The organism is Enterococcus sp. AZ067, assembly GCF_051715005.1.
Lineage (GTDB): Bacteria > Bacillota > Bacilli > Lactobacillales > Enterococcaceae > Enterococcus_D > Enterococcus_D casseliflavus.
Map to the genome: position 1 here is coordinate 36,060 of NZ_JBIOSY010000001.1, position 22,539 is coordinate 58,598.

Sequence of the window (22,539 nt, forward strand, 5' to 3'; positions counted from 1 at the left end):
AGATGGCAATCTGCGTGACGGAGTTTTTTTTATTGACGTATACAGGGAACCCCTGTTTTAAAATGATAGAGCAGCTTTGCTGACCTTACGACAAGCAGCGAAGCGATTTTAGGGCTTTTTTTAAAGATGAATAAAAGACTGGAGTAGATGATCGAGTGGCCAACGAAACAACGATTGGAGCAAAATTACGGCAAGCCCGTTTAGATAAAAACATTTCATTGATTGAATTACAACAAATGACAAAGATCCAAAAACGCTATTTAGAAGCAATTGAAGCAGAGCGTTTTGATCAATTGCCAGGCACTTTTTATGTCCGTGCGTTTATTCGCCAATATGCAGCAGCTGTTGGAGAAGACGGCGACAAATTGGTAGCCGTTTTTGATGGCAAAGATACGTTAGACGCCCCCTTACCAAAAAGACCGCAGCCTGAAACCGTCAGCGGCTCACGAAAAGCACAGCACGTAGAAGAAAAAAGCGGCTCATTTGTCGTCCGCTATTTGCCGATGATTCTATTAGGCTTGGTGGCCATTACGATCGTGAGTATCGTGGGCTACATGGCTTGGCAAGACCGGAATACAACGCCGATGATCCAAGGAAGCTCTTCTCTTGTGGTAGAAAATTCAGCGTCTACCGCTTCCACCACGTCAAGTACGGAAGAAACCAGTACTTCGAGTGAAGCGACTGAGTCTTCAAGTACGACGGAATCCAGCGAAGCGAAAATGACGATGACTGCCAGTGATTCGACGCAATCGTCGATCACGATCACGATGAAAGATGCGGAAAATCCTATTGAATTAGCATTTACTGGGCTAGATGCTTCTTGTTGGGTCGGTGTACAAGTCGACAACGCTTATGTGTACCAATACACTGTTCAAGCGGGAGAAACGCAATCGATGACGCTGCCAGAAGGCGCCACGAATGCGACCTTGACCCTGGGCGCAAGTCAAAATATCTCCATCACTGCCAATGGTCAGGAAGTGGACTTTTCTGACCCGCAATTTGAATTGTTACAAAAGACAGTCCGCCTCGTGATTGAATACCAAGACGATGCGGCATAAATCTGACAAATGCGCCTTATTGAGGTATCATTAGCTAAAAAGTTATCTGTTGCATCCGACCATTGAAAAGCAGAAGTAGTGGCATGATTTGCCGTTATTTCGTACAATAGTCGGCAGAGAGGAGTCTATTTCGTGAATTTACCCAATCAATTAACTGTATTACGGATCATTATGATCCCCATCTTTATTTTGGTCTTGGTTTTGCCAATCGATCTTGGCACGCTGACCGTTGGTACGACACAATTAGAAAACACGCACCTTATTGCAGCGATCCTTTTTGCGGCAGCCAGCATTACAGACTGGCTAGATGGCAAGATCGCTCGTTCCAGAGGCCTTGTTACCAACTTCGGGAAGTTTGCTGACCCGTTAGCAGATAAAATGCTCGTCATGACGGCTTTTATCATGCTGGTTGAATTAGACAAAGCCCCAGGCTGGGTAGTTTCGATCATCGTTTGCCGCGAGTTGGCAGTGACAGGGTTACGCTTGTTGTTAGTGGAACAAAGCGGGGAAGTCATGGCTGCTGCGTGGCCAGGGAAAATCAAAACCGCGACACAAATGGTTGCGATCATTTTCTTGTTCTTGAACAACATTCCCTTTTCAATGATCGGTTTGCCTATCGATCAAATCATGTTGTATCTATGTTTGATCTTCACGATCTATTCCGGGGTCGATTATTTCATAAAAAATACGAATGTTTTTAAAGATTCTATGTAAAATTTCTAGATCTAGATATAGAAGCGATAAAAACAAGGATACAAGTCACGAAAGTTCAGAAGTTTTCTGGACTTTTTTTGTCAATATGAAAGACTTTTACGTATCTGATAAATGAAGGAGTAAACGAATGAAAGCAGAAATTATTGCAGTCGGGACCGAATTACTTTTAGGACAGGTGGTGAATACGAACGCGACCTTCTTGTCAGAAGAACTGGCGAGTCTTGGGATCGATGTTTTTTATCATAGTGTTGTCGGGGACAACCCCAATCGCTTAGAGGAATTGCTGACGATCGCCGACAAACGCAGCGACTTGATCGTATTGTGCGGCGGCCTAGGGCCCACCGACGATGACTTGACGAAACAAGTCACTGCCCGTCATGTGGGACAAGAGTTAGTCAGAGATGAACCAGGTTATCACCAATTGAAAGCCTTCTTTGAAAACAGTCAACGGAGGATGACGGAAAACAATTTGCGGCAGACCCTCGTTTTTAAGGACGGTGTGTCTTTGCCAAATCCCAATGGACTAGCGATCGGGATCTTTTATCAGACAGCCGCTACCAGTTATTTGCTGCTGCCAGGACCGCCAAGTGAACTGCAGGCGATGTTTCTTACCCACGCAAAACCACTTCTGTTAGAGCAGTTTCCCCAAGAAGAAGTCTTGCTTTCTCGCGTTTTGCGCTATTACGGGATCGGGGAATCGGCGTTGGTCACAGAATTGGCCGATTTGATCGAGAACCAAGTCAATCCCACCATCGCCCCTTATGCCAAACCCAATGAGGTCACATTGCGTCTGACGGTCAAAACCGCAGATGAGGCGCAAGGAATCAAACAATTGGATGCATTAGAAGAAACCGTCCAAGCACGGGTCGGTGCGTATTTCTATGGATATGGGGAACAAAATTCGCTGGCAGAAACAGTCGTCGATCTACTAATCGAGAAAAAGAAAACCGTCACCGCAGCGGAAAGTTTGACCGCTGGTTTGTTTCAAGCGACCCTAGGAGGGATTCCTGGCGTCTCTGAGGTGTTTCCCGGTGGGTTCGTGACATATTCTGCTGGAACAAAAAGCAAGCTCTTAGGCATCGATTCAGCGCTTTTAGAAAGCTATGGGACTGTTAGTCAGGAGTGTGCGGAAGCAATGGCCGTCTATGCCCGCAAACAAGCAGAGACCGATTATGCGGTGGCCTTCACCGGTGTTGCTGGTCCAGACGAACTAGAAGGCCAGCCCAAAGGCACTGTTTGGATCGCTTTAGCTTCTGACAAAGGCGTCTCAAGCCAGCTGTATCACTTCAACCGCGACCGCGCCTATATTCGGCATAGTGCTGTCATGGCAGGCTTAAATCAAATACGTAAGGAATTATTAAATTAATGCGAATGTTTGTTCGTTTTTTCTTGCAATTTCCCTTCAGAAGGACTATTATTATCTTATGAACGACACACGAAAGTGATGAATATAAGGAGGATTATCCGTTTGGCAGATGATCGTAAAGCAGCCTTAGATGCTGCACTAAAGAAGATTGAAAAGAACTATGGTAAAGGTGCCATCATGAAGCTTGGCGAAAAAGTTGATCAACAAATTTCAACGATCCCAAGTGGTTCATTGGCCTTGGATGTTGCATTAGGTGTAGGTGGTTACCCACGAGGACGGATCGTAGAAGTTTACGGCCCAGAAAGTTCTGGTAAAACGACAGTTGCTTTACATGCCATTGCGGAAGTCCAAAAAAATGGCGGAACAGCAGCATTTATCGATGCCGAACATGCGTTAGATCCTCAGTATGCGCAAAAATTAGGTGTAAATATCGATGATCTTTTGTTATCACAACCAGATACAGGGGAACAAGGATTAGAGATCGCTGACGCCTTAGTTTCAAGTGGTGCGGTTGATATCGTAGTTATTGACTCGGTAGCAGCTTTAGTCCCACGAGCGGAGATCGATGGTGAAATGGGTGATACCCACGTTGGTTTGCAAGCTCGTTTGATGTCACAAGCATTACGGAAACTTTCTGGTTCCATCAACAAAACGAAAACGATCGCGATCTTTATCAACCAAATTCGCGAAAAAGTTGGGATCATGTTTGGGAATCCAGAAACGACACCTGGTGGACGTGCGTTGAAATTCTATTCAACCATCCGTTTGGAAGTACGTCGTGCTGAGCAATTGAAATCCGGTACAGATATCATCGGGAACCGCACGAAGATCAAAGTAGTCAAAAACAAAGTAGCGCCACCATTTAAAGTAGCGGAAGTCGACATGATGTATGGTCTAGGTATTTCACAAGAAGGTGAATTATTGGATATGGCCGTGGAACAAGACATCGTTGATAAAAGCGGTGCGTGGTATGCCTATAAAGGGGATCGCATCGGTCAAGGTCGTGAAAACGCCAAAAACTATATGCGTGAACACCAAGAAATGATGCTAGAAGTTTCTGCTCGCGTCCGCGATGCTTACGGGATTGGAACAGGAGAGACCGTAACCCTCGAGGAAGCGCAAGAAGAATTACCATTAGACGAATAAGTCTTGAAAAGCCAAACAACGAGGTTGTTTGGCTTTTTTGTGGCTTTTTGCTAGATTCATCTATTGTTGAAAAAACATCCGTAAAAAGGAAGGGTTGCGAAAGTTTACTTTATTATTTAAAGTTGACACTCTTGTGTTCAAACATTAGAATAAACGTATGTGGATTTCCACATAAGAAGTAGCGAATTGATAATTTTGTTATCCTTTGTTAATCAAAATTACAAAATATTTAAAAAGATAGTATGGAGGTGGATTCATTGGAACTACTTTACATTCTCCTCGCTATCATCGGTTTAATTGTCGGTCTTGGATTAGGAGTTTATGTGACGAAATCTCGTCATAAGAAAGAAATCAACGGCGCCCAAAATTCTGCAGCTGGAATTATCGAAAGCGCTAAGAAAGAAGCAGAAACTCTTAAAAAAGAAGCATTGTTAGAAGCTAAGGAAGAAAATCAGAAGTATCGGTCAGAGATTGAAAGTGAGTTGAAAGAAAGCAAACTTGATTTAAAATCACAAGAAAATCGTTTACTCCAAAGAGAACAAGTACTTGATCGTAAGGACGATTCTTTGGAAAAACGAGAACGCTCACTTGAAGATAAAGAAGGCAGACTTAGTGAGAAACAACAATTAATTGACGAGCGAGAAAAAGAAGTAGAAAACTTAATCGATGGACAACAGAAAGAATTAGAGCGCATCGCCGCGCTGTCTAGAGATGAAGCAAAAGAGTTGATCATGAAATCAACGGAAGAGGAATTGAACCATGAATTAACGATCATGGTCAAAGAATCTGAACAGCGTGCGAAGGAAGAAGCAGATCGAAAAGCAAAAAATCTCTTGTCCCTAGCAATCCAACGTTGTGCCGCAGACCAAGTGTCTGAAACCACGGTATCGGTCGTATCATTACCAAATGATGAGATGAAAGGTCGAATCATCGGAAGAGAAGGTCGGAACATTCGGACCCTTGAAACATTGACAGGGATCGATTTGATCATCGATGACACGCCAGAAGCAGTCGTCTTATCAGGATTTGATCCGATTCGCCGTGAAATTGCTCGTATGACCCTTGAAAAACTGATTCAAGACGGCCGGATCCATCCAGCTCGAATTGAAGAAATGGTCGAAAAATCTCGGAAAGAAATGGATGAGCATATTCGTGAATATGGGGAACAAGCAGCCTTTGAAGTCGGTGCTCACACCCTTCATCCAGACTTGATCAAGATTTTAGGTCGTTTGCGTTTCCGTACCAGCTACGGACAAAACGTCTTGAACCACTCGATCGAAGTCGCAAAACTAACCGGTGTTCTTGCCGCAGAATTAGGTGAAGATATCCAGTTAGCCAAACGTGCCGGACTCTTGCATGATATTGGGAAAGCCCTTGACCATGAAATCGAAGGCTCTCACGTTGAGATCGGGGCTGAATTAGCTGCCAAATACAAAGAAAATGGTGTGGTGATCAATGCGATCGCTTCTCACCATGGAGATGTTGAAGCAACATCGGTTATCTCTGTTTTAGTTGCAGCCGCAGATGCCTTGTCAGCAGCCCGTCCAGGTGCCCGCAGCGAATCATTGGAAAATTATATTCGCCGCTTGCAAAACCTAGAAAATATCGCCAACGGCTTCAAAGGGGTCGATTCCAGTTTTGCAGTCCAAGCCGGACGTGAAGTCCGTGTAATGGTCAAACCAGAAGAGATTTCTGATTTGGATGCTGTACGATTGGTTCGCGACATCCGCAAGAAGATCGAAGACGATTTGGATTACCCAGGTCATATCAAAGTAACCGTTATTCGCGAGACCCGCGCAACGGATTACGCCAAATAGCAAGCAAAAGCAGTATCCTCTCAGAGGGTACTGCTTTTTTGTGTAGCTGATTGTCAATAAGGACGGCTGAGTTGTGCAAAATCGACTCTATTTCATCAGTCCCATAAATGATCGTGCCTTTTTTATTCGTCGGCAACAGAACAACGAACAAGCAAAAGGATGGCTCGATAGCGACAGAGGCGAAAAATGGGAGGATCGATCCAGTATTATCGATTGGGGGGCTATTGAAAAACAAAACAGACCCAGACTTCTCGGGGAAGTCCAGGTCTGATTCATGTGTTTCACGTCTATACGTCCATCAAATCTTGCGTCGGCGGGCAAAGTCCACAAAGCGGAATTTATCCAGTCGGTGGATCGATTCGGTGTATTCAAAACAGCGCGTGTCTTCTAGATACACCAGGCTGCGAACCGTAACGACATGCTGATCTTCAGGACGCAGATCCATTAGATCCCGCAATTCTTTGTTGACGGGGTCAACAGTGATTTCTTTTTGTGCATAAGCGATCTCAAGGCCAAGATCATTTTCAAAGTAATCAAAGATCGATACTTTCGCTCGGTTTTCTGGCAACTCTTCGATGATAGAAGCATCAAGGTAATCTTTATCCAAAATCACCACTTCTCCATCGATTCTCCGCTGACGGATCAGTTTCCATGCCTCAGAGGCGACAGGCCAACCAGTGGTCTCGTGCAGCTTTGGGGAAACGGCGATCTTACGGATCTCGACAACCTTAGTTTCACTAGGAATGCGTTGGGTATCTTGCAGCTCTCGAAAACTCGTCAAGCCAGAAATCGGGAAATCAAAGCGATTCAAGTCTAAAACGATCGAACCTTTCCCTTGTTTCTTTTGGATATAACCAGCATCCCGCAATAAATTCAATGCCTTACGGACAGTCTCGCGGGAGACACCATAAGTTTTGATCAATTGGTTTTCGCTAGGCAGCAAAGAATGCGGAGGGTATTCGTTTGCTAGAATTTTTTGTTCTAAATCTAAAAATATTTCTTTGAACTTGTTCATCGGATTGCCCCCTCTTTGGCTATTATAGCGAGGCCAATTTGGAAATGCAATCGACTATTTCGCCAAAAGTTCGTCAATGTTTAGGTCCGTTAATTTTTCAACGATCACATCTGCACCGTGTAATTCTTCTCCTGAATAAACACCTACCGCATACATACCAGCAGCTTTGATGCCGTCGATCCCTGCTTGAGCATCTTCAAAGCCAACTGCTTCTGCCGGTTCAATGCCTAGTGCCAGCGCTGCTTGGATAAAGATTTCTGGATCTGGTTTGCCTTTTTTCAAGGTTGCTGGGTCAACGATCGTATCAAAGTCTTGCATGACCCCAAGTTTGTCCAAAATAAACGGTGCATTTTTGGATGCCGAAGCGATCGCACAAGGAATGTTTTTTGCTTTGGCTTCATCAAGGAATGTCTTCACCCCTGGCAATAGATCATCAGGAGTCAAGCTTTGTAACAATTGTACATAGTGGGTATTTTTCTTCGTCGCTAACGCTTCTTTTTCGACTTCTGTGTAGGCATCATTTTTGTTGCCTAGGGTTAAGATTCGCTCTAAAGAGTCCATGCGGCTGATGCCTTTTAACTGCTCGTTGAACTTCAAATCGATCTCGATCCCGATCTCCGCAGCTAATTCTTTCCATGCAATGTAGTGGTATTTGGCCGTATCCGTGATAACGCCGTCTAAATCAAAAACAAATCCTTTTTTCATGTGTAACACTCCTTTTAGTAAGTAATCGTTGCTTCTTTCTTTGCTTCTAGAGAAACTTGTTGCCCATTCACTAAGATCGTGACTGGCTGATCAGCGGTAATCGTCAATGTTTCATGTGTAACATTCATTGCAAAGCGGGTGCCGCGAACTTCTAGCTGAAAGGCTAAGCTGTCCCAAGCTTTCGGCAAGTTTGGCGTGATCTGCAGCTGCTCTTCTCGAATATCGATTCCAGCAAAAGTGGTTAATGGAATAAACAACGTAGCAGCCATGACACCGGCGTGAATGCCTTCTGCTGTAGTCCCGCCTTGGATATCACGGTAATCAGAAGAGAGGGCTTCTTGGTATAATGACCAAGCCAACTCCTGATCATCTACCATTGCCGCCAACTGGGCATGAACGATGCGTGACAAAGTCGAGCCGTGGGAGGTACGAGCCAAGTAATAATGGAGATTTTTTTCAATATAGTCTGTTGGCAGCTGGTAAGAAAGATCTGCCAAAATCTGATTGACTTGCTCTTTTGAGAAATTGTAGAAAATCATCAAACTATCCGCTTGTTTCGCGACTTTGTAGCTGTCAGCACTCTTGCCTTCAGCGTTCAAGATGCGGTCCATCCGATAGATGTTGCCATATTTCTCTTTGTAGTGAGCCCAATCCAGATCTTCCAGCTGGAAGTACCCTTCAAATTGTGCAATGATGCCTTCTGGATCGATCTCTAAGCCCAGCTTGGTACGAATATCTGCCATAGCAGCAATATCTGCAGGGGTTAAAGCCGTTTTCTCTAATACCGCTTGGAAGCTCTCTGCTGAAAGTTGTTGTTGAAGGTTCTCGATCTCTTCAAACAACCATACTACCATCATATTGGTATAGGCGTTGTTTTTCAAGCCGCCTTGTTCACTATTTGGGTAGCTTTCATGAAATTCATCTGGTCCCATGACTTTATCGATAAAGTAACGTTGAGCAGCATCATCCCAGGTGGCAGCACTTTGCCAGAAATGAGCGACTTCTAACATCAATTCTAACCCATATTGTTCCATGAAGACTCGATCTTGCGTGTTGTGCCAGTATTGCCAAATGTTATAAGCGATCGCTAAGGAGACATGGCGTTGCAAGCGACTGTGATCTTCTTTCCATTCGCCGCTGATAGGGTTCAAATGCAGTTCTTGGGATTGCTCACTGCCATCCAATCCTGATTGCCATGGGAACATGGCGCCTTGGTAGCCAGCTTTTTGGGCATCTTTTTTGGCAGCAGCTAAGCGGCGGTAGCGATACAGCAGAATTTCTTTGGCGGTGTCAGGAAAATGTAGAATGTAAAACGGTAAGATAAACAGTTCATCCCAGAAAATATGACCGCGATAGGCTTCACCATGTAGGCCACGGGCAGTGATACTGGCATCTAAGGACTCCTGATAAGCATTCGGTGCTGCGGAGACCAGCAGATGATACGTATGCAGATTCAGCATTTTTTGCGACATCAAGTCACCAGTGACTTCGATGGCCGCTTTTGCCCATAATTCAGCCCAGGCTTGTTTTGAGGCGGTATACATCGTCGCAAAATCAGGTAATGCTAAGGAAGAAAACGTAAATGCCGGTTGCGGATCTTCTTGGCGATAAGCGGCAACAGTGACTGATTTTTCGACCCGATAAGTTTGTCCTTCCGTCACCTCAAGGGTTACTTGCTGACGGACGAGCTGGTCATTTGTTTCAGCTTGCAGCTCAGCCAATGGCAGGTCCTGTGAAAACAGTTCAGAGGATTGGACAACGGTAATCTGTGATTGGTTAGTGGTGACCACTAAATGCGCTTTGTTTTGTTCAGCTGCTGCCTCTTTCACGGTCAAATGCTGGTTGGTTAAACTACGGTAACGAGCGACGTTATAGTTATAGACCGATCCGTCGGCTTCACTGACGAAGGTAACGGTGCCAGAAAAGTTCAGCGGGGTAAACTGATAGACCAAGCTGTATTGGTGAACGTCTTGCATATTGGCGATCTTCTTCGTTTCGATTCGCAGACGCTTTTGTTTTTTGGTTTCAATTTCTGCCACTGATTGGAACAAGCCGGTCTTCAGATCCAATGTCCGTTTAAAGGAAAGGAGCTGATTGTTGGCGATATCGATCACTTCATCATCGATCTTTACGTACATTTTTTGCAGATTCGGTGCATTGACGAAGTCTTCATTGCTGATGGTATGACCAGAAACATCAGATTCCACCGTATTGTAAAGACTTGCTAAATACAGCCCTGGATAGTTCGCTTCACAAATGGTCATCTCAGGCGTCGTGCCTCGCAGCCCTAGATAGCCGTTGCCGACGGTTAAAAGTGACTCCACCGAGTATTCATCTTTACCAGGGGTGTAGCCATAGTATTCGAGGTTCCAAGGAATTTCAGCACTTTTTTCTTCATACTGTTCTTTCGTGGTGCAAACAAAGGGACGATTCAATTTTTCTGTCAACCATTGGTCCAGTGAAAAAGTCCCTTCTTCATTCGTAAACACCAGCGATTCAGAGACGATCCCGCCACCTTCCATTTTCTGCAGCTGCGCGGTCAGTGCGGCAACTCGTTCACTGTCTGTCCCAGAAAACGGATAGGTCGTACCGGTTTGATCCGTTAACAGCCATTCTTCCTTAGACAATATAATCGTATTCACAATAGTTGTCCTCCTTTAAACTTGTCTATACATGCAAGATGATTATAACGTAATTTGTAAGCTATTTCAATTTATCTCACCTGTTTTTTTATTCTTTTTTGTTAAATAAACAGTAAATAAAGTCATTGGCAATATTATTTTATATTAATCAAATATTTTCAAAAACGTTTATTTATTAAGGTTTTAATACGGTACCTTTTCTATTCACTTGTATTGTTTGTAGAAAAAGTGAAAAAAATTGGTTTGAAACGCTTGCAATATCAAAACTATCAAGTTATGATTAGTGCGTAATTAAAACATATATATACAAGTGGATATGAAAGGGGTTTATTAATTATGGGAAAGTATCGTGATGATGCTGAGAAGCTGCTGGAATATGTTGGCGGCAAAGAAAATATCGCCGCAGTAACACATTGCGCGACACGGATGCGTTTTGTTTTGAACGATCAGACAAAAGCAAACGAAAAGGCAATTGAAGAAATTCCAAGTGTCAAAGGGATGTTTACGAATGCGGGACAATTCCAAGTCATTATCGGCAATGATGTCTCAACGTTTTACAATGATTTTACCGATGTATCAGGAATAGAAGGTGTTTCTAAAGAACAAAGTAAAGCGATTGCAAAAAACAATCAAAATATCGTGCAACGAGCGATCGCTACGTTAGCTGAGATCTTTACCCCGTTATTACCAGCGATTATTGTCGGTGGTTTGATGCTAGGGCTGAGAAATTTCTTAGAAGGTGTACCGCTAGAAGCTCTAGGTGGACAAACCATTACACAAGCTTCTACTTTTTGGAACGGTGTCAACGGCTTTTTATGGCTGCCCTGTGAAGCCATCTTTCACTTTCTACCAGTAGGGATTACTTGGAGTATTACACGTAAGATGGGAACCACGCAAATATTAGGGATTGTTTTAGGAATTACATTGGTTTCACCGCAATTATTAAATGCTTATTCAGTAAGTTCAACTTCTGCTGCAGAAATTGCTCAAAATTATACGTGGGACTTCGGGTTCTTCACTATTGATAAAATTGGGTATCAAGCACAAGTGATCCCAGCAATGCTGGCAGGTTTCTTATTGGTTTATCTTGAAAGATTCTTCCGGAAATGGATTCCAGAAGCGGTTTCAATGATCTTCGTTCCATTGTTCTCATTGCTGCCAACTATTTTAGCAGCCCACATGGTGTTAGGTCCAATCGGTTGGCAAATCGGATCAGGCATTTCTTGGGTCGTAAATGCTGGCTTGACCTCACCATTAAACTGGTTATTTGGTTTCATTTTCGGTGGCTTGTATGCGCCTTTGGTTATTACCGGATTGCATCATACAACGCTAGCGATCGACTCTCAATTAGTAGCGGATTTTGGGACAACCAACCTTTGGCCAATGATCATGCTGTCAAATATTGCGCAAGGTACGGCAGTATTGGCGATTTGGTTCCTTCACCGTGGCAATAAAAAAGAAGAACAAGTCTCTGTTCCAGCAACGATTTCTGCTTACATGGGGGTTACTGAACCAGCGATGTTCGGGATCAATTTGAAATATGTTTACCCATTTGTCGCAGCAATGGTAGGTTCTGCCTTTGGTGGAATGCTGATCACTGCAACGAATACCCGTGCATTAGGTATTGGTGTAGGGGGACTGCCTGGCTTCTTATCATTTAAAATTGAAAACTATCCAATGGTCTTCATCTCAATGGCGGTGACGATTGCCATCACGTTTGTTTGCACCATCATCTTTAGAAAAGTTACCTTCTTAAATAAATTAGAACCGCAATTGGCTGCTGATACAGCTGCAGCAGCGGTTGTTGCACCAACGACGGCTGCACCGACAACTGCAGCCCCAGAAGCAGCACAAGTTTCAGAAGAAACCCTTTATGCTCCAGCTGATGGGAAAGTAGTTGCCATCACTGAAGTTTCTGATCCTGTCTTTTCTCAAAAAATGATGGGTGACGGCTTTGCTGTTCAGCCAACGAATGGAACGATTTATGCTCCTGTTGCAGGTACGATCTCTAGCATTTTTGAAACAAAGCATGCAATTGGGATTTTAACGCCTGGTGGCGCGGAAGTTCTTGTTCATATGGGCTTAGATACTGTGGAATTAAAAGGTGCGCCATTTGAGGTCCTTGTTTCTGAAGGTGACACGGTCACACCAGAAACGAAGATTGCAGTGATGGATCTAGATGCAGTGACCGCAGCTGGCAAACAGACAGATGTTTTAACAGTCATCACGAATGCCGAAAAAGTGCGTCAGCTTTCATTGACGACCACAGGCACAGTGACAGCCAAAACAGCGGTTGGTTCCGCTGAATTAAACTAAAAAAATAATCCGTTTCCGAGAGCGCCCTTTGACTAAGAAGGGGGATCGGAAGCGGATTTTTTTATGGCCGCCCTCAAGGGAGAGCGGCTTTTTTCTTGGTTTTCAATGGGTAAAGCCGCAGTTAGCTGACGGCTTTTTTGTCGGTACTTTTGCGGAAGTAGTTGATCGTTAATAGGAAAGTCAGTAAGACTAAGGCCCACAAAAAGAATAAGGCGATTTGAGAGCCGATGACCGTCCCTTGGGTGTAATCGGTCGCCGCATTTTGTGCCAAATTGATAATGGTCGCCACCACAGCCGTACCCACTGCACCAGAAAATTGCTGCAGCGTATTAAAGATCGCATTACCGTCCGCGTACAACGCAGGAGTCAGCTTGTTTAAGCCGGTGGTCATCATATTGCTGTAGGCTAAGCCGATCCCGATCATGTAAAAGACATGTCCAGCAACTAGGCTCCAAATGAAAGGCGAACGCAAAACGAGGGCTAAGGCAAGCCAACCGATGGCAATCAACGTCAAACCAGACAGGATCGGTTTTTTCGGTCCAACTTTATCCAGCAACCGACCAGAGATCGGCGCAAGGATCGCCCCGATCGCCGCCCCAGGAAGCATAACTAATCCTGCAGTAAAGGCATCTTTTCCCAAGACGAGTTGGACAAAGTTCGGCAAGACAAAGGAAATGCCCAGTAAAAGGAACTGACAAACAAGAAAGCCAAACAGAAACAAACTGAAGCTACGGTTTTTCAAAACAGCCAAACGAATCAAAGGGTTCGGGCCTTTTGAGCGTTGATAAAACAAGCCAGCACCAATAAAACCGAAAAGCAGCGGCAGTAGACTCGCTAAGGTGCCTACTTGATTCAAGAACAATAAGAAGCCGCTGAACATCAAGACGATTCCTAATACACTCAGTAAATCCAGGGAAGTGTCTTTTGCCCCAGCCGTTTTAGGGATCGAGTAAAGGCCGAGTACTAGGGAGATCAGCAAGACTGGGATCAAGAAAAGAAAGATCGCATTCCAAGACCAATGGGCGGTCAATAAGCCCCCATATGTCGGTCCGATCGCTGGAGCGATGGAAGTGGTCAAATTCCCTAAGCCGATTGCCGCTCCCCGTTTTTCAAAGGGGGAGTAAGTCAAAATGATGTGGAACATCAAAGGCAGTGCGATCCCTGTGCTGGCACCTTGGAAAAAGCGGCCAATCAGCAAAATGGCAAACGTCGGCGATAAAAAGTCGATCACCAAGCCAACAAGGAAAAAGGCGTTGGCAGCTAGAAACAAGGTTCTCAATGAGAAGCGTTTCAAAAGGTAGGTCGATATTGGGACAATGATGGAGATGACCAGTAAGTAGATGGTCGTCACCCATTGAACATCGGATGTTGAAAGCGTAAAATGATCGATCAATGTCGGAAACGTTACATTCATGGCTGTTTCAATCAGCACACCTGCAAATGACATCAATCCGGTTGCGAGGATCGCCCCCACGAGTTTTTTGTTGTTTTCCATATTCTCACCTCTAAAAATTCGCAAAAAAAGAGACCGTTTCTATTCTCATAGAAACCGCCTCTCTCTCGACAAGCGAACCCGCTTGTTATCTGTACGATTTAATCTATCGCTATTCTACTGACTTCATAAGAAAGTGTCAAGAGAAGTGGATAAAAAAATAGCAAAAAACTTTTTTGAAAGTTTTCAAACTTTTACTTACACGAAAAATTTTCTTCTGCTAGAATAGTCGAGTACGAAAAAGAGAAAGGAAGTTGTTACATGCCCATCAATAAAAAAGAAAGTTTGATCTATACGACACTTATGTGTATTTTCATGGTGTATTTTATGAGTGTTTATAACCTCATGTTTCAAGTCGGTGTTTCGGCATTGGCATTCCAATTGGCGTGGAATGAATTGCCATTAGCCCTTTGTGTCGCCTTTATTTTGGATTGGTTCATTGTTTCTGGTCCGGCAAAAGGTTTGGCGTTTCGATTTTTGGACCATCAATCAGCTACTTGGAAAAAAATCGGTTTGATTTCTTCATTGATGATCGCCGGCATGGTGATCTGTATGTCACTCTTTGGTGCGTTGATGCACCCAAACCCTGATCACTCGGTGTTCGTCAATTGGCTAAGCAACATTGGGAAAAATGTGATCGTCGCATTGCCGTTGCAATTGTTCATTGCAGGTCCAATCGTTCGCCGGGTGTTTCGCGCCTTGTTTCCTATTGGCACTGTGCAAGAACAGCCAGTACTAGGGGAATAATCGATCATTAGAAAAAACGTACTGCAGACAGGTTCTGCCAAGGTTAGCTAAAACAGCTGGCTTGGCGATACCTGGACTTGCGGCACGTTTTTTTGCTTTTATAGACAGCAAAAAAAACCCATAGGATGGTATGGGTTTTTCTGGTTACCCTATGAAATAGGATACAGGATGTACCTATATAGTAATATGGTTCCGTCAAAAAGAGAAGTTCAATTTTTTCACCGATACATGAAATTAATGCAAATTGCTAGTTTTTATGACGAAAAAAATCAACTTATAATTATTTTCCGTCTGTTATTCCGTATAGAAACCAACGAGTTGATACCAGCGACGATGCTCAATATGGTAGGCATCAGGTGAGTAGCCTGACATTGAAAAACCGATAAAGGTGATGACCAGTCCGATAATAATAAACAACAGACTGAGAAAAACGAAAAAGCGCTTATTGATTTTGATCATAGGACTGCCTTCTTTCGATAGTTTTGAACAAATGATTTCGGCCAAACGACAAGGGAGTGGGTAAGACGTGAAAAAGGTCGGCTCATACTATAAGTGGCGATCAGGCAAAGCAGCCCTAAACCAAATAAGAAAATCCCCACGCCTAACTGACTTAAAAAGAGATAGAAACCATCCGCCATCAGCATGGGACTCAAGACAACGCTGGCGATCCCGCCGATAAACGTAGTGACACCAATCATGCCAGTGGTGAAAGGCACACACCAGATGATTATTAAAAAGCTTAGGATCAGCAAAGCGGCACTTAACAAGAGGCTGCCCCACAATGGGAAGCCCAGTACTAAAATCAAGAGCAAGAAGGGATGAAAGCGGCGGGGAATCTCTACTACGACCTCTTCCGTTTCGGTAACTGCTTGGATCAGTTCTTTTGGGGAGCCAAGGCGTGCCACGGCTTCTTCTTCGGTGTATCCTTCTTCCATCAAATCTTCGATCATCTCGTCATAATAGTTGATCAGCTGATGAATCTCGCTTGGTCTGACTTTTTCAGATAATTCCGCAGCCAATGCCTTGATAAAATCAACTCTGTTCATCTAATGTTCCTCCTTTAATAAATCGCTGGATCAATGTCAATTGGGGCCAGTCGTTGGTTAAAAAATCGTCGATCCGCTGTTTTCCGATTTTGGACAAGCGGTAATATTTTCGGGTCCGTCCTTGATGGCTTTTATTATAAGTCTCAACCGCTCGGCTGGCTTCTAAGCGCTTCAAGATAGGATAAAGCGTTGATTCTGAGATTGGCAGTAAAGGAGATATGTTTTTGACTAATTCATAGCCATAAGAGTCACCATGCTGCAAATAAGCCAAAACACAAATTTCCAATAATCCTTTTTTTAATTGGGCATCCAAAGGCTCTCCTCCTGTTCATACTCATACTATACATTACATAGTATCATTCCACAAGCAGCACCAGTCAAAATCAGCCTTAAGTCTGAGTACCATAAGACAACAAGAGTTTCTTTAATAAAATGGTCAAAAATAAAAAATAAAATTAAGAAAATCGGCGGAAAGTGTAGGTTAACGTGCTCTTTTTTGTTAAAGTAGAAGTATAAAGATTACTTTCAGTAAGAAAATGGGCGTTGGTTGTGCTTCTAAAAGCTGCAAGTAGTCAAAGTGAATGAGACGAACATCAGCAAGAATTGGTGACGTCCAGAAAGGAAGGGGTATTATGAGAAAAGCAACGATTACGAAAAAATATTTGATCAATTGCTTAAAAAAATATCTGGTGGAATATCTTTATCGACCAATCACTGTCCGCGACATTGCTAAATATGCACGAACATCGACCCAACCGATCTATTTAAATTTTTCAAACATGCAAAATTATAAACAGGCGATGGTTGATGATGTGTTTCGCGACATTCACGAAACAAAAAAAGAGTCAGAAGAGACACTCGATTCCTTATACAGCTTTTGGCAGGACTATTACGTATTTGCCAGCCGCAATCGCAACCTCTTTTTCGCACTTTTTTTAAATGATATTGGCTGTGGTCCTTACATAAAAGAGCGTTCTTTTGCTTATTTTCAAGAAGCAATTGCTGAATCAGCTGTTTTTCAAGGTGCGCATAAAAGCGATCTGAGAAAATATCATGAAGAAGCCTTGATCTTTTTTAGTGGGTTGGTATTGCTGTTTATTCGTGAAGGGTGTAGTGACAGCAAGAATGATTTTATGAAAGATACCATTGAGTATTGGGAACGAATGTTAAAGGAACCAAAAAGCGCGCCACGTGATCGGGGACCGCAAGCATTGTTAGAGGCTGGTGCGTTTGCTGTAGAAGAATAGGTACTTGAAATCAAGCATTAAAACAAATATCTGAATATTTCGACACCAAAAAACCGTTAGTGATCAAACATTCTTCACTAACGGTTTTTTTTGAGGAGGCAAGTCTTGCGGTATGAGTAGAACAATTGTGGTTTTTTCACCTTTTACTGATTGAATCGCTAAGGAAGCTTGCGTGCCATAGTATAATGCTAGCCGCTGGCGTACATTGTTGATACCATAATGTTGATCAGAAGGTTGCTCCAGTTGTTTTAGCTGTTCAGGATCAATCCCAGGACCATTGTCTTGAATCTCAAACCGCAGCCATTGTCCTTCTTTGAGGCAGCGGATCGTCAATACACCTCTGCGGTGATCTTCAATATGATCCAGCCCATGAAAGACGGCATTTTCGACAAACGGCTGCAAGAGTAGATTGATCATCGGATATTCATCGATATTTGAGTCAATTTCGAGGACTAAATCAAAGGAATGGTGATGCATTTTTTGCTGAATTTTAGCATAGGTGATCGTCAGATCGAGTTCTTTGCTGACGGATAACCGATTGGATCCTTGGTTTAGGCTGAGACGGTAGAATCGAGACAGCAGCTGAGCCATCTCACGGATTTCGTGATTGCCGTTTAGTGTGGCAGTATTGCTGATCAATGCTAAGGAATTATAAAAGAAATGCGGATTGATCTGGGCTTGCAGAACCCGCAATTCGTATTCTTTTTGTTTCAGTTCGGCTTCATATACTTCATTGATCAGCTCAGCGATTTTATCTAGCATTTTTTGAAAATTGGTGTATAACTGTCCAACTTCATCTTCTGAAGAATAACTATGCTCGATTTTGAATTGATCCATTGATAAAGAAGCCATTTGCTGGGCCAAAGAATTGATCGGCTGTACCACTGTTTTTGCTAGCCACCAGCTGGATAAAACCAATATCACTAATACAAAACCAAAGATAATGAGTGCCGCACCAACTAGATACAGTAAACTGCTGAAAAATGACTGTGCGGTTTTAACAAAAACGATTTGCCAATGATTATCCAGCAGTACAGGTGCCTCTTCAATAACTGCGTTTCCAACCAGCCACTGTTTTTGAGTACGTTGCTGCTTCGTCAAATAATCAATGCGGTAAAGCGTCTGCCCGGTCTCTGACTGAATCGTCAAATCATAAGGCTCCTCAGTGACTGCATCAAGATTCGTGAACAATGCTGCTCGATCGATGGTTAAAACGATGTAGTTTAAGGAATCTGCGGTATGGCCTTTTAAAAAAAGGTTGGTATAAAAAGAAAGTTCCTCCCGTTCTTTGTCAAAATACGTTCGAATCTCGGTCGAAGGTTTTTCTTTTAGAAAAGGCAGTGCTGTATCAGCCGTGATTTTTTTGACGTATTGCCCATGATCATAAAGATCGATCGTGGTGTATAGCGTGATGCCTTTAATATCTGTTTGCGGAAAACGAACACTGTGAAACAAAGGCACGATCGTATTTTGAAAGAGATTGTATTGATCAAAGTTTGAGAAGCGTTGACTAGAAAGCTCTTGCGTCAAGGCGGTATTGTTGGCTAAAAAGAGCAGGCTGTCCCGATAGGTGTGGATCTTGCTTTCTAACTGATAGCTGATACTTTTGAGATTATCGGAGTAAGCACTTTTTTCCTGCTGTTGGATAAAGGCTCGGATGATAGATACCCCGACAAAGGTCAAAACGATCAGAGGAACAATGCTTGAAAGAATTGAAATAAGGGCGATCTTTTTTTGAAAACGAAAATTTTTAAAACAATCGTGGACTTTTCTTAACAAGAGGGACCTCTCTTTCTATACGCATCCGGCGTCATTCCGACAATTTCTCGGAACGTTTTGCAAAAATAGGAATAATGATTAAAGCCAACTTGTTTGGAGATAGTTCGAATGCTGCAGTGCGAGTTCTTTAAACGCTTCTGAGCCTGTTTGATACGGTAAGACTTGATGTATTTGGTGATACCCATGCCTTCAGAAGTACTGAATAATTCGCTTAGGTAGTTAGGATTGATATTGACTTCCTTTGCTAACCGCTCCAAGCTCAACTCTTGGTGAAAATGAGCGAATATATAGGATTTTACTTGGCGCACATAGTCATTTGACAGGCTCCCGTTGATTTGAAGCAAGGCATCATGGATATAATGGAAGAGGGCATCAAAAATATCCGCAATTAGTTGCAGACTTGGCGCTTCCAGTATTTTTCCAATCTGATTAGCGCCATACTCCGCATCAAAAGTGATCGTGCACTGATCGATGATTGTTTGATAAAAGGTCGCAAAATAAAACTTGGCATTGGTTGGTTCCTCACGTCCATTTGTTTCAAAGCAGTCGAAAACTGTTTTCACAAGCGCGTGGGCTTTTTTACTTTCGTATTGATTCACATACGAAACGGTTTTTTCGAAAAGCGCTTTCTTGACGATGTAGTGATCTCCCGGAAGCAGCTGGCAGATTTTCCCTTTGTTTTGCTGATAAAAAGACCGCTGACTGGTTCTCAGTAAGTCATGATAGGTGCCATACACCCCTGAATGGTGGGGAACTGGTCCGCTGTCAACAAGTGTTATTTTTTGCTGAAACTGTTTGGAAAAATAGGTAGTTAAGTTGTTTTTTCGCTCTTCGATTTCCCTTTTTGGCAAAGGTTCGTTAAAAAAGAGCAGTTGTGCTGGAGCTAAAAACAAACTGAACATTTCAGGAAATGCAGCAGATAGCGAAGGGACAAAATCCGGCGCATTCCAAGAATCCAGCGGCCAAGTAACGAGAAAAAAAGAGGGATGAGTCTTAAAAAAATCTTGTGCAATCGATTGCTCTTCCTTCGGCAGTGAATGCCAAGGATAGCCATAAAAAAGTTTACTCAAAATCTCTTTCAAGTAATGGGTTTGTGCGATTGTTTTTGTGTAAGCGCGCTGCTTTTGTTGATCAATAAAAAGAATGATTTTATTTATTTGTTCATAAAAATCATCAGGGTCGATTGGTTTTAAGAGGTAGTCAACCGCTTGTAACTGTATGGCTTTTTTTACATAATGAAAATCTTCAAAGCCGCTGATAAACATCACAGGAATTTCAGGAACTGCTTCTTTGATTCTCGCTACTAGGGCATGTCCATCCATAAAGGGCATCTTTACGTCGGTAATTATCAAGTCAAAGGGCTGTTTCTGAAAAAGTTGCCAGGCTTCGCGGCCATTTTTGGCTTCTTCGATCAGCCATTCTTTTTCATGCTGACTCAAGAAGTATTTGATCACTTCTCTTTGATCGTAGCTGTCATCAGCAAGCAGCAGTCGGTACATGGTTTTCGCCGTCCTTTCGTATAGAGAAAATTACGCAGTCGCTTCTTCTTTCTATAGTAAGCGATAAACAAAAAAAGCAACAGAGTGAATTTGTAAACGTTTTATTTTTCTGGAAATCGTGCTATGAATCTGAAAAAAGTGCTATATTTTCTGTGGAATCGATTGCGTATAATAAGGATATCAAAAAAGTTTGAGGAGGAAAACAATGAAATTTAGGCGGGGGACAGCAATGTTAACAGCAGTTGCTTCAGCACTTATTATGACAGGATGCAGTTCAGAAGAAGCAAAGACCAATGAAAATGGGGATACCGTGATTACGATCGGACGCCAGACCGCACCGAACTCGAAACTGCCTGAGGGGGATTCTTACAGCAATAACGCATATACTCGATTGATTCAAGAACGCTTGGGCATCGAGCTGGAGAGTGCCTTTGAAGCCCATGGGGAAGACTATGATCGTCAAGTATCGCTAGCGATCGCTTCAGGGGAACTACCGGATACGATGATCGTCGGATCAAGAGATGAATTGGAAGAATTAGTTAACAATGATTTAGTGGAAGACTTGACCGAAGTATTTGAGGAGCATGCCGACGATTTTCTAAAAGACATCTATGATTCGTTTGATGGGATTCAGTTAGAAGCAGCCACGTTTGATGATCGCTTGATGGCGATCCCATCTACTAGCGATGACTTCGGGCCCAATCTTGTCTGGTTGCGCCAGGACTGGCTAGATGAGCTAGGTATTGAACTGGATAAAGATGGCAATCGCTCAATTACATTGGATGAGTTGAAGGAAACAGCGATTGCTTTTCAAGAAAATGATTTAGCCAATACCGGAAAAGCAGTTGGTTTGCCATTGGCCTTCTGGTTGTCTTCGCCAAATCATGGCGGCACGGCATATACCGGAACAGCCATCATGAATGCGTTTGGAGCCTACCCAAAATCGTATCTCCAAGATGAGAATGGGCAGATGTTTTATGGATCCAATACGCCAGCAATGAAAGAAGCACTAACGCTACTGAAGGAATGGCAAGATGAAGGGTTCATGGATCCGCAATTTGGTACCCGTACGTATGACGATATCCATGCCATGATGGTTAATGGAGAAACGGGCATTGCTTTTGGTCCTTGGCACATGCCTGACTGGGGGTTAGTACAAGCCAAACAAAATGGTCCAAATGCTGAATTTGTTCCTTATGCCCTTGAAAATGCTAACGGCGATGGAGGGGTCAATGCCGTGGCTAACCGCGGCACTGGGCAATACATCGTGGTGCGCAAAGGTTTTTCTGAGCCGGAAAAAATCATGGAGATGATCAATCTGATTTATGGTGAAGTTGCCAACTCGGAAGATATTGAAACCGAGTTTCCGGAAATTTATGACTATGCGAAAGTGGATGTCGATGGGACGGTTCGTCCATGGAATGTTGTTTTCTTAAAAGCCTATAGTGAGATTGATGATGCAGTAGAAGCTTCTAAGGCGGCGGTTGGCGAAACATCTATCGATGATATCTCCAACTTCTTCATCAAAGAAAACGCCGAAAAAATCAAGCAATATCTGGATAGCCCTGAAGAAACTGATCCGGTGGACTGGACCCGCTATGCCTCCCGCTATTTAGCCGTCAATAATGTGATGGGCGGTATCAGAGAGCAGGGACGCTTGAATGAAGTGAAACCACCGCGTTTTGATTCGATCAAAGCCAATGAACGAAACGGCGCACAAGTAGGGAAACTGGAGGAAGAGACCTTCATTAAGTTTATCACTGGAGAAGAACCCCTGGAAAACTTCGACAACTATGTTGAAACATGGAATAGCCAAGGTGGGATAGCCATACTTGAAGAAATGCAAGAAGTAGTAGATCAGCGAGCAGATAATTAAGCGGCCACTCCAGCGGTTCTGACACTCGTCTTTCGAACAAAGAAAAGCAAGGTTGTATGCAGGAAAACCGACTG

Annotated in this window: 18 protein-coding genes; 9 read left to right on the forward strand and 9 right to left on the reverse strand. The window is 43.3% G+C overall.

The window, feature by feature from the left end:
• Positions 1-155 precede the first annotated feature (155 nt).
• From IGI82_RS00180 to rny, 5 genes are all read left to right on the forward strand, one after another.
• Positions 156-1,058, forward strand: a complete 903-nt coding sequence (locus IGI82_RS00180) for a helix-turn-helix domain-containing protein (RefSeq protein WP_016608952.1) — start codon at positions 156-158, stop codon at positions 1,056-1,058.
• Positions 1,059-1,190: 132 nt separating this feature from the next.
• Positions 1,191-1,772: a CDP-diacylglycerol--glycerol-3-phosphate 3-phosphatidyltransferase gene (gene pgsA, locus IGI82_RS00185; RefSeq protein WP_005226440.1), complete on the forward strand. Its 582-nt coding sequence runs from the start codon at positions 1,191-1,193 to the stop codon at positions 1,770-1,772.
• Positions 1,773-1,899: 127 nt separating this feature from the next.
• Positions 1,900-3,138 carry a competence/damage-inducible protein A gene (locus IGI82_RS00190; RefSeq protein ID WP_005232893.1) on the forward strand — a complete coding sequence of 413 codons (1,239 nt, stop codon included), beginning with the start codon at positions 1,900-1,902 and terminating at the stop codon, positions 3,136-3,138.
• A 102-nt stretch (positions 3,139-3,240) separates the two neighbouring features.
• Positions 3,241-4,284, forward strand: coding sequence for a recombinase RecA (recA, locus tag IGI82_RS00195; protein WP_008376737.1), 1,044 nt, complete (start codon positions 3,241-3,243; stop codon positions 4,282-4,284).
• 242 nt (positions 4,285-4,526) lie between these two features.
• On the forward strand, positions 4,527-6,101 hold the full coding sequence (rny, locus tag IGI82_RS00200) for a ribonuclease Y (RefSeq protein WP_438841669.1): 1,575 nt from the start codon (positions 4,527-4,529) through the stop codon (positions 6,099-6,101).
• Between the two features lie 298 nt (positions 6,102-6,399).
• Here rny and treR read toward each other — a convergent pair whose 3' ends face one another.
• The 3 genes from treR to IGI82_RS00215 are packed head-to-tail and all read right to left on the reverse strand — an operon-like array spanning position 6,400 to position 10,463.
• On the reverse strand, positions 6,400-7,116 hold the full coding sequence (treR, locus tag IGI82_RS00205; protein WP_005226457.1) for a trehalose operon repressor: 717 nt from the start codon (positions 7,114-7,116) through the stop codon (positions 6,400-6,402).
• Positions 7,117-7,170: 54 nt separating this feature from the next.
• Positions 7,171-7,821 (reverse strand): beta-phosphoglucomutase, encoded by a 651-nt coding sequence (gene pgmB / locus IGI82_RS00210; RefSeq protein ID WP_005232889.1) that lies wholly within the window; start codon positions 7,819-7,821, stop codon positions 7,171-7,173.
• Positions 7,822-7,835: 14 nt separating this feature from the next.
• Positions 7,836-10,463, reverse strand: a complete 2,628-nt coding sequence (locus tag IGI82_RS00215) for a glycoside hydrolase family 65 protein (protein ID WP_438841670.1) — start codon at positions 10,461-10,463, stop codon at positions 7,836-7,838.
• 336 nt (positions 10,464-10,799) lie between these two features.
• On the opposite strand from IGI82_RS00215, the gene treP reads away from it, so the two are divergent.
• Positions 10,800-12,779, forward strand: coding sequence for a PTS system trehalose-specific EIIBC component (treP, locus tag IGI82_RS00220; RefSeq protein WP_115231493.1), 1,980 nt, complete (start codon positions 10,800-10,802; stop codon positions 12,777-12,779).
• Between the two features lie 121 nt (positions 12,780-12,900).
• Here the strand turns inward: treP and IGI82_RS00225 are convergent, their stop codons facing one another.
• The gene (locus tag IGI82_RS00225) at positions 12,901-14,274 is read right to left on the reverse strand and encodes an MFS transporter (protein ID WP_438841671.1); all 1,374 of its coding nucleotides are present in this window, start codon (positions 14,272-14,274) and stop codon (positions 12,901-12,903) included.
• A 258-nt stretch (positions 14,275-14,532) separates the two neighbouring features.
• Between IGI82_RS00225 and IGI82_RS00230 the strand changes: the two genes are divergently transcribed.
• A complete protein-coding gene (locus tag IGI82_RS00230) occupies positions 14,533-15,018 on the forward strand; it encodes a hypothetical protein (RefSeq protein ID WP_005226468.1) in 486 nt (161 codons plus the stop codon).
• Positions 15,019-15,312: 294 nt separating this feature from the next.
• Here IGI82_RS00230 and IGI82_RS00235 read toward each other — a convergent pair whose 3' ends face one another.
• Genes IGI82_RS00235 through IGI82_RS00245 form a run of 3 tightly spaced genes read right to left on the reverse strand, consistent with a single transcriptional unit; the run spans position 15,313 to position 16,377 of the window.
• A complete protein-coding gene (locus IGI82_RS00235; RefSeq protein ID WP_167822213.1) occupies positions 15,313-15,477 on the reverse strand; it encodes a hypothetical protein in 165 nt (54 codons plus the stop codon).
• Positions 15,474-16,064 (reverse strand): DUF1700 domain-containing protein, encoded by a 591-nt coding sequence (locus IGI82_RS00240; protein WP_081117611.1) that lies wholly within the window; start codon positions 16,062-16,064, stop codon positions 15,474-15,476. Before IGI82_RS00240 ends, IGI82_RS00235 begins: the two co-directional genes overlap by 4 nt.
• On the reverse strand, positions 16,051-16,377 hold the full coding sequence (locus tag IGI82_RS00245; protein ID WP_086338861.1) for a PadR family transcriptional regulator: 327 nt from the start codon (positions 16,375-16,377) through the stop codon (positions 16,051-16,053). Before IGI82_RS00245 ends, IGI82_RS00240 begins: the two co-directional genes overlap by 14 nt.
• Before the next feature lie 319 nt (positions 16,378-16,696).
• Between IGI82_RS00245 and IGI82_RS00250 the strand changes: the two genes are divergently transcribed.
• Positions 16,697-17,311 (forward strand): TetR/AcrR family transcriptional regulator, encoded by a 615-nt coding sequence (locus IGI82_RS00250; RefSeq protein WP_271809320.1) that lies wholly within the window; start codon positions 16,697-16,699, stop codon positions 17,309-17,311.
• Positions 17,312-17,374: 63 nt separating this feature from the next.
• Here the strand turns inward: IGI82_RS00250 and IGI82_RS00255 are convergent, their stop codons facing one another.
• Positions 17,375-19,090: a sensor histidine kinase gene (locus IGI82_RS00255; protein WP_438841672.1), complete on the reverse strand. Its 1,716-nt coding sequence runs from the start codon at positions 19,088-19,090 to the stop codon at positions 17,375-17,377.
• Complete coding sequence (locus IGI82_RS00260) at positions 19,084-20,589, reverse strand: response regulator transcription factor (protein WP_438841673.1); 1,506 nt, start codon at positions 20,587-20,589, stop codon at positions 19,084-19,086. The genes IGI82_RS00255 and IGI82_RS00260 overlap by 7 nt, the downstream gene beginning before the upstream one ends.
• A 205-nt stretch (positions 20,590-20,794) precedes the next feature.
• Here IGI82_RS00260 and IGI82_RS00265 point away from each other — a divergent pair, with 205 nt between their 5' ends.
• The gene (locus IGI82_RS00265) at positions 20,795-22,465 is read left to right on the forward strand and encodes an extracellular solute-binding protein (protein ID WP_271771642.1); all 1,671 of its coding nucleotides are present in this window, start codon (positions 20,795-20,797) and stop codon (positions 22,463-22,465) included.
• The last annotated feature ends 74 nt before the right edge of the window (positions 22,466-22,539 follow it).

Coding starts and splice junctions, on each gene's coding strand:
- IGI82_RS00190 (WP_005232893.1), top strand. CDS start 1,900: ATGAAAGCAGAAATTATTGCAGTCGGGACCGAATTACTTTTAGGACAG.
- rny (WP_438841669.1), top strand. CDS start 4,527: ATGGAGGTGGATTCATTGGAACTACTTTACATTCTCCTCGCTATCATC.
- treR (WP_005226457.1), bottom strand. CDS start 7,116: ATGAACAAGTTCAAAGAAATATTTTTAGATTTAGAACAAAAAATTCTA.
- pgmB (WP_005232889.1), bottom strand. CDS start 7,821: ATGAAAAAAGGATTTGTTTTTGATTTAGACGGCGTTATCACGGATACG.
- treP (WP_115231493.1), top strand. CDS start 10,800: ATGGGAAAGTATCGTGATGATGCTGAGAAGCTGCTGGAATATGTTGGC.
- IGI82_RS00225 (WP_438841671.1), bottom strand. CDS start 14,274: ATGGAAAACAACAAAAAACTCGTGGGGGCGATCCTCGCAACCGGATTG.
- IGI82_RS00230 (WP_005226468.1), top strand. CDS start 14,533: ATGCCCATCAATAAAAAAGAAAGTTTGATCTATACGACACTTATGTGT.
- IGI82_RS00235 (WP_167822213.1), bottom strand. CDS start 15,477: ATGATCAAAATCAATAAGCGCTTTTTCGTTTTTCTCAGTCTGTTGTTT.
- IGI82_RS00240 (WP_081117611.1), bottom strand. CDS start 16,064: ATGAACAGAGTTGATTTTATCAAGGCATTGGCTGCGGAATTATCTGAA.
- IGI82_RS00250 (WP_271809320.1), top strand. CDS start 16,697: ATGAGAAAAGCAACGATTACGAAAAAATATTTGATCAATTGCTTAAAA.
- IGI82_RS00260 (WP_438841673.1), bottom strand. CDS start 20,589: ATGTACCGACTGCTGCTTGCTGATGACAGCTACGATCAAAGAGAAGTG.
- IGI82_RS00265 (WP_271771642.1), top strand. CDS start 20,795: ATGAAATTTAGGCGGGGGACAGCAATGTTAACAGCAGTTGCTTCAGCA.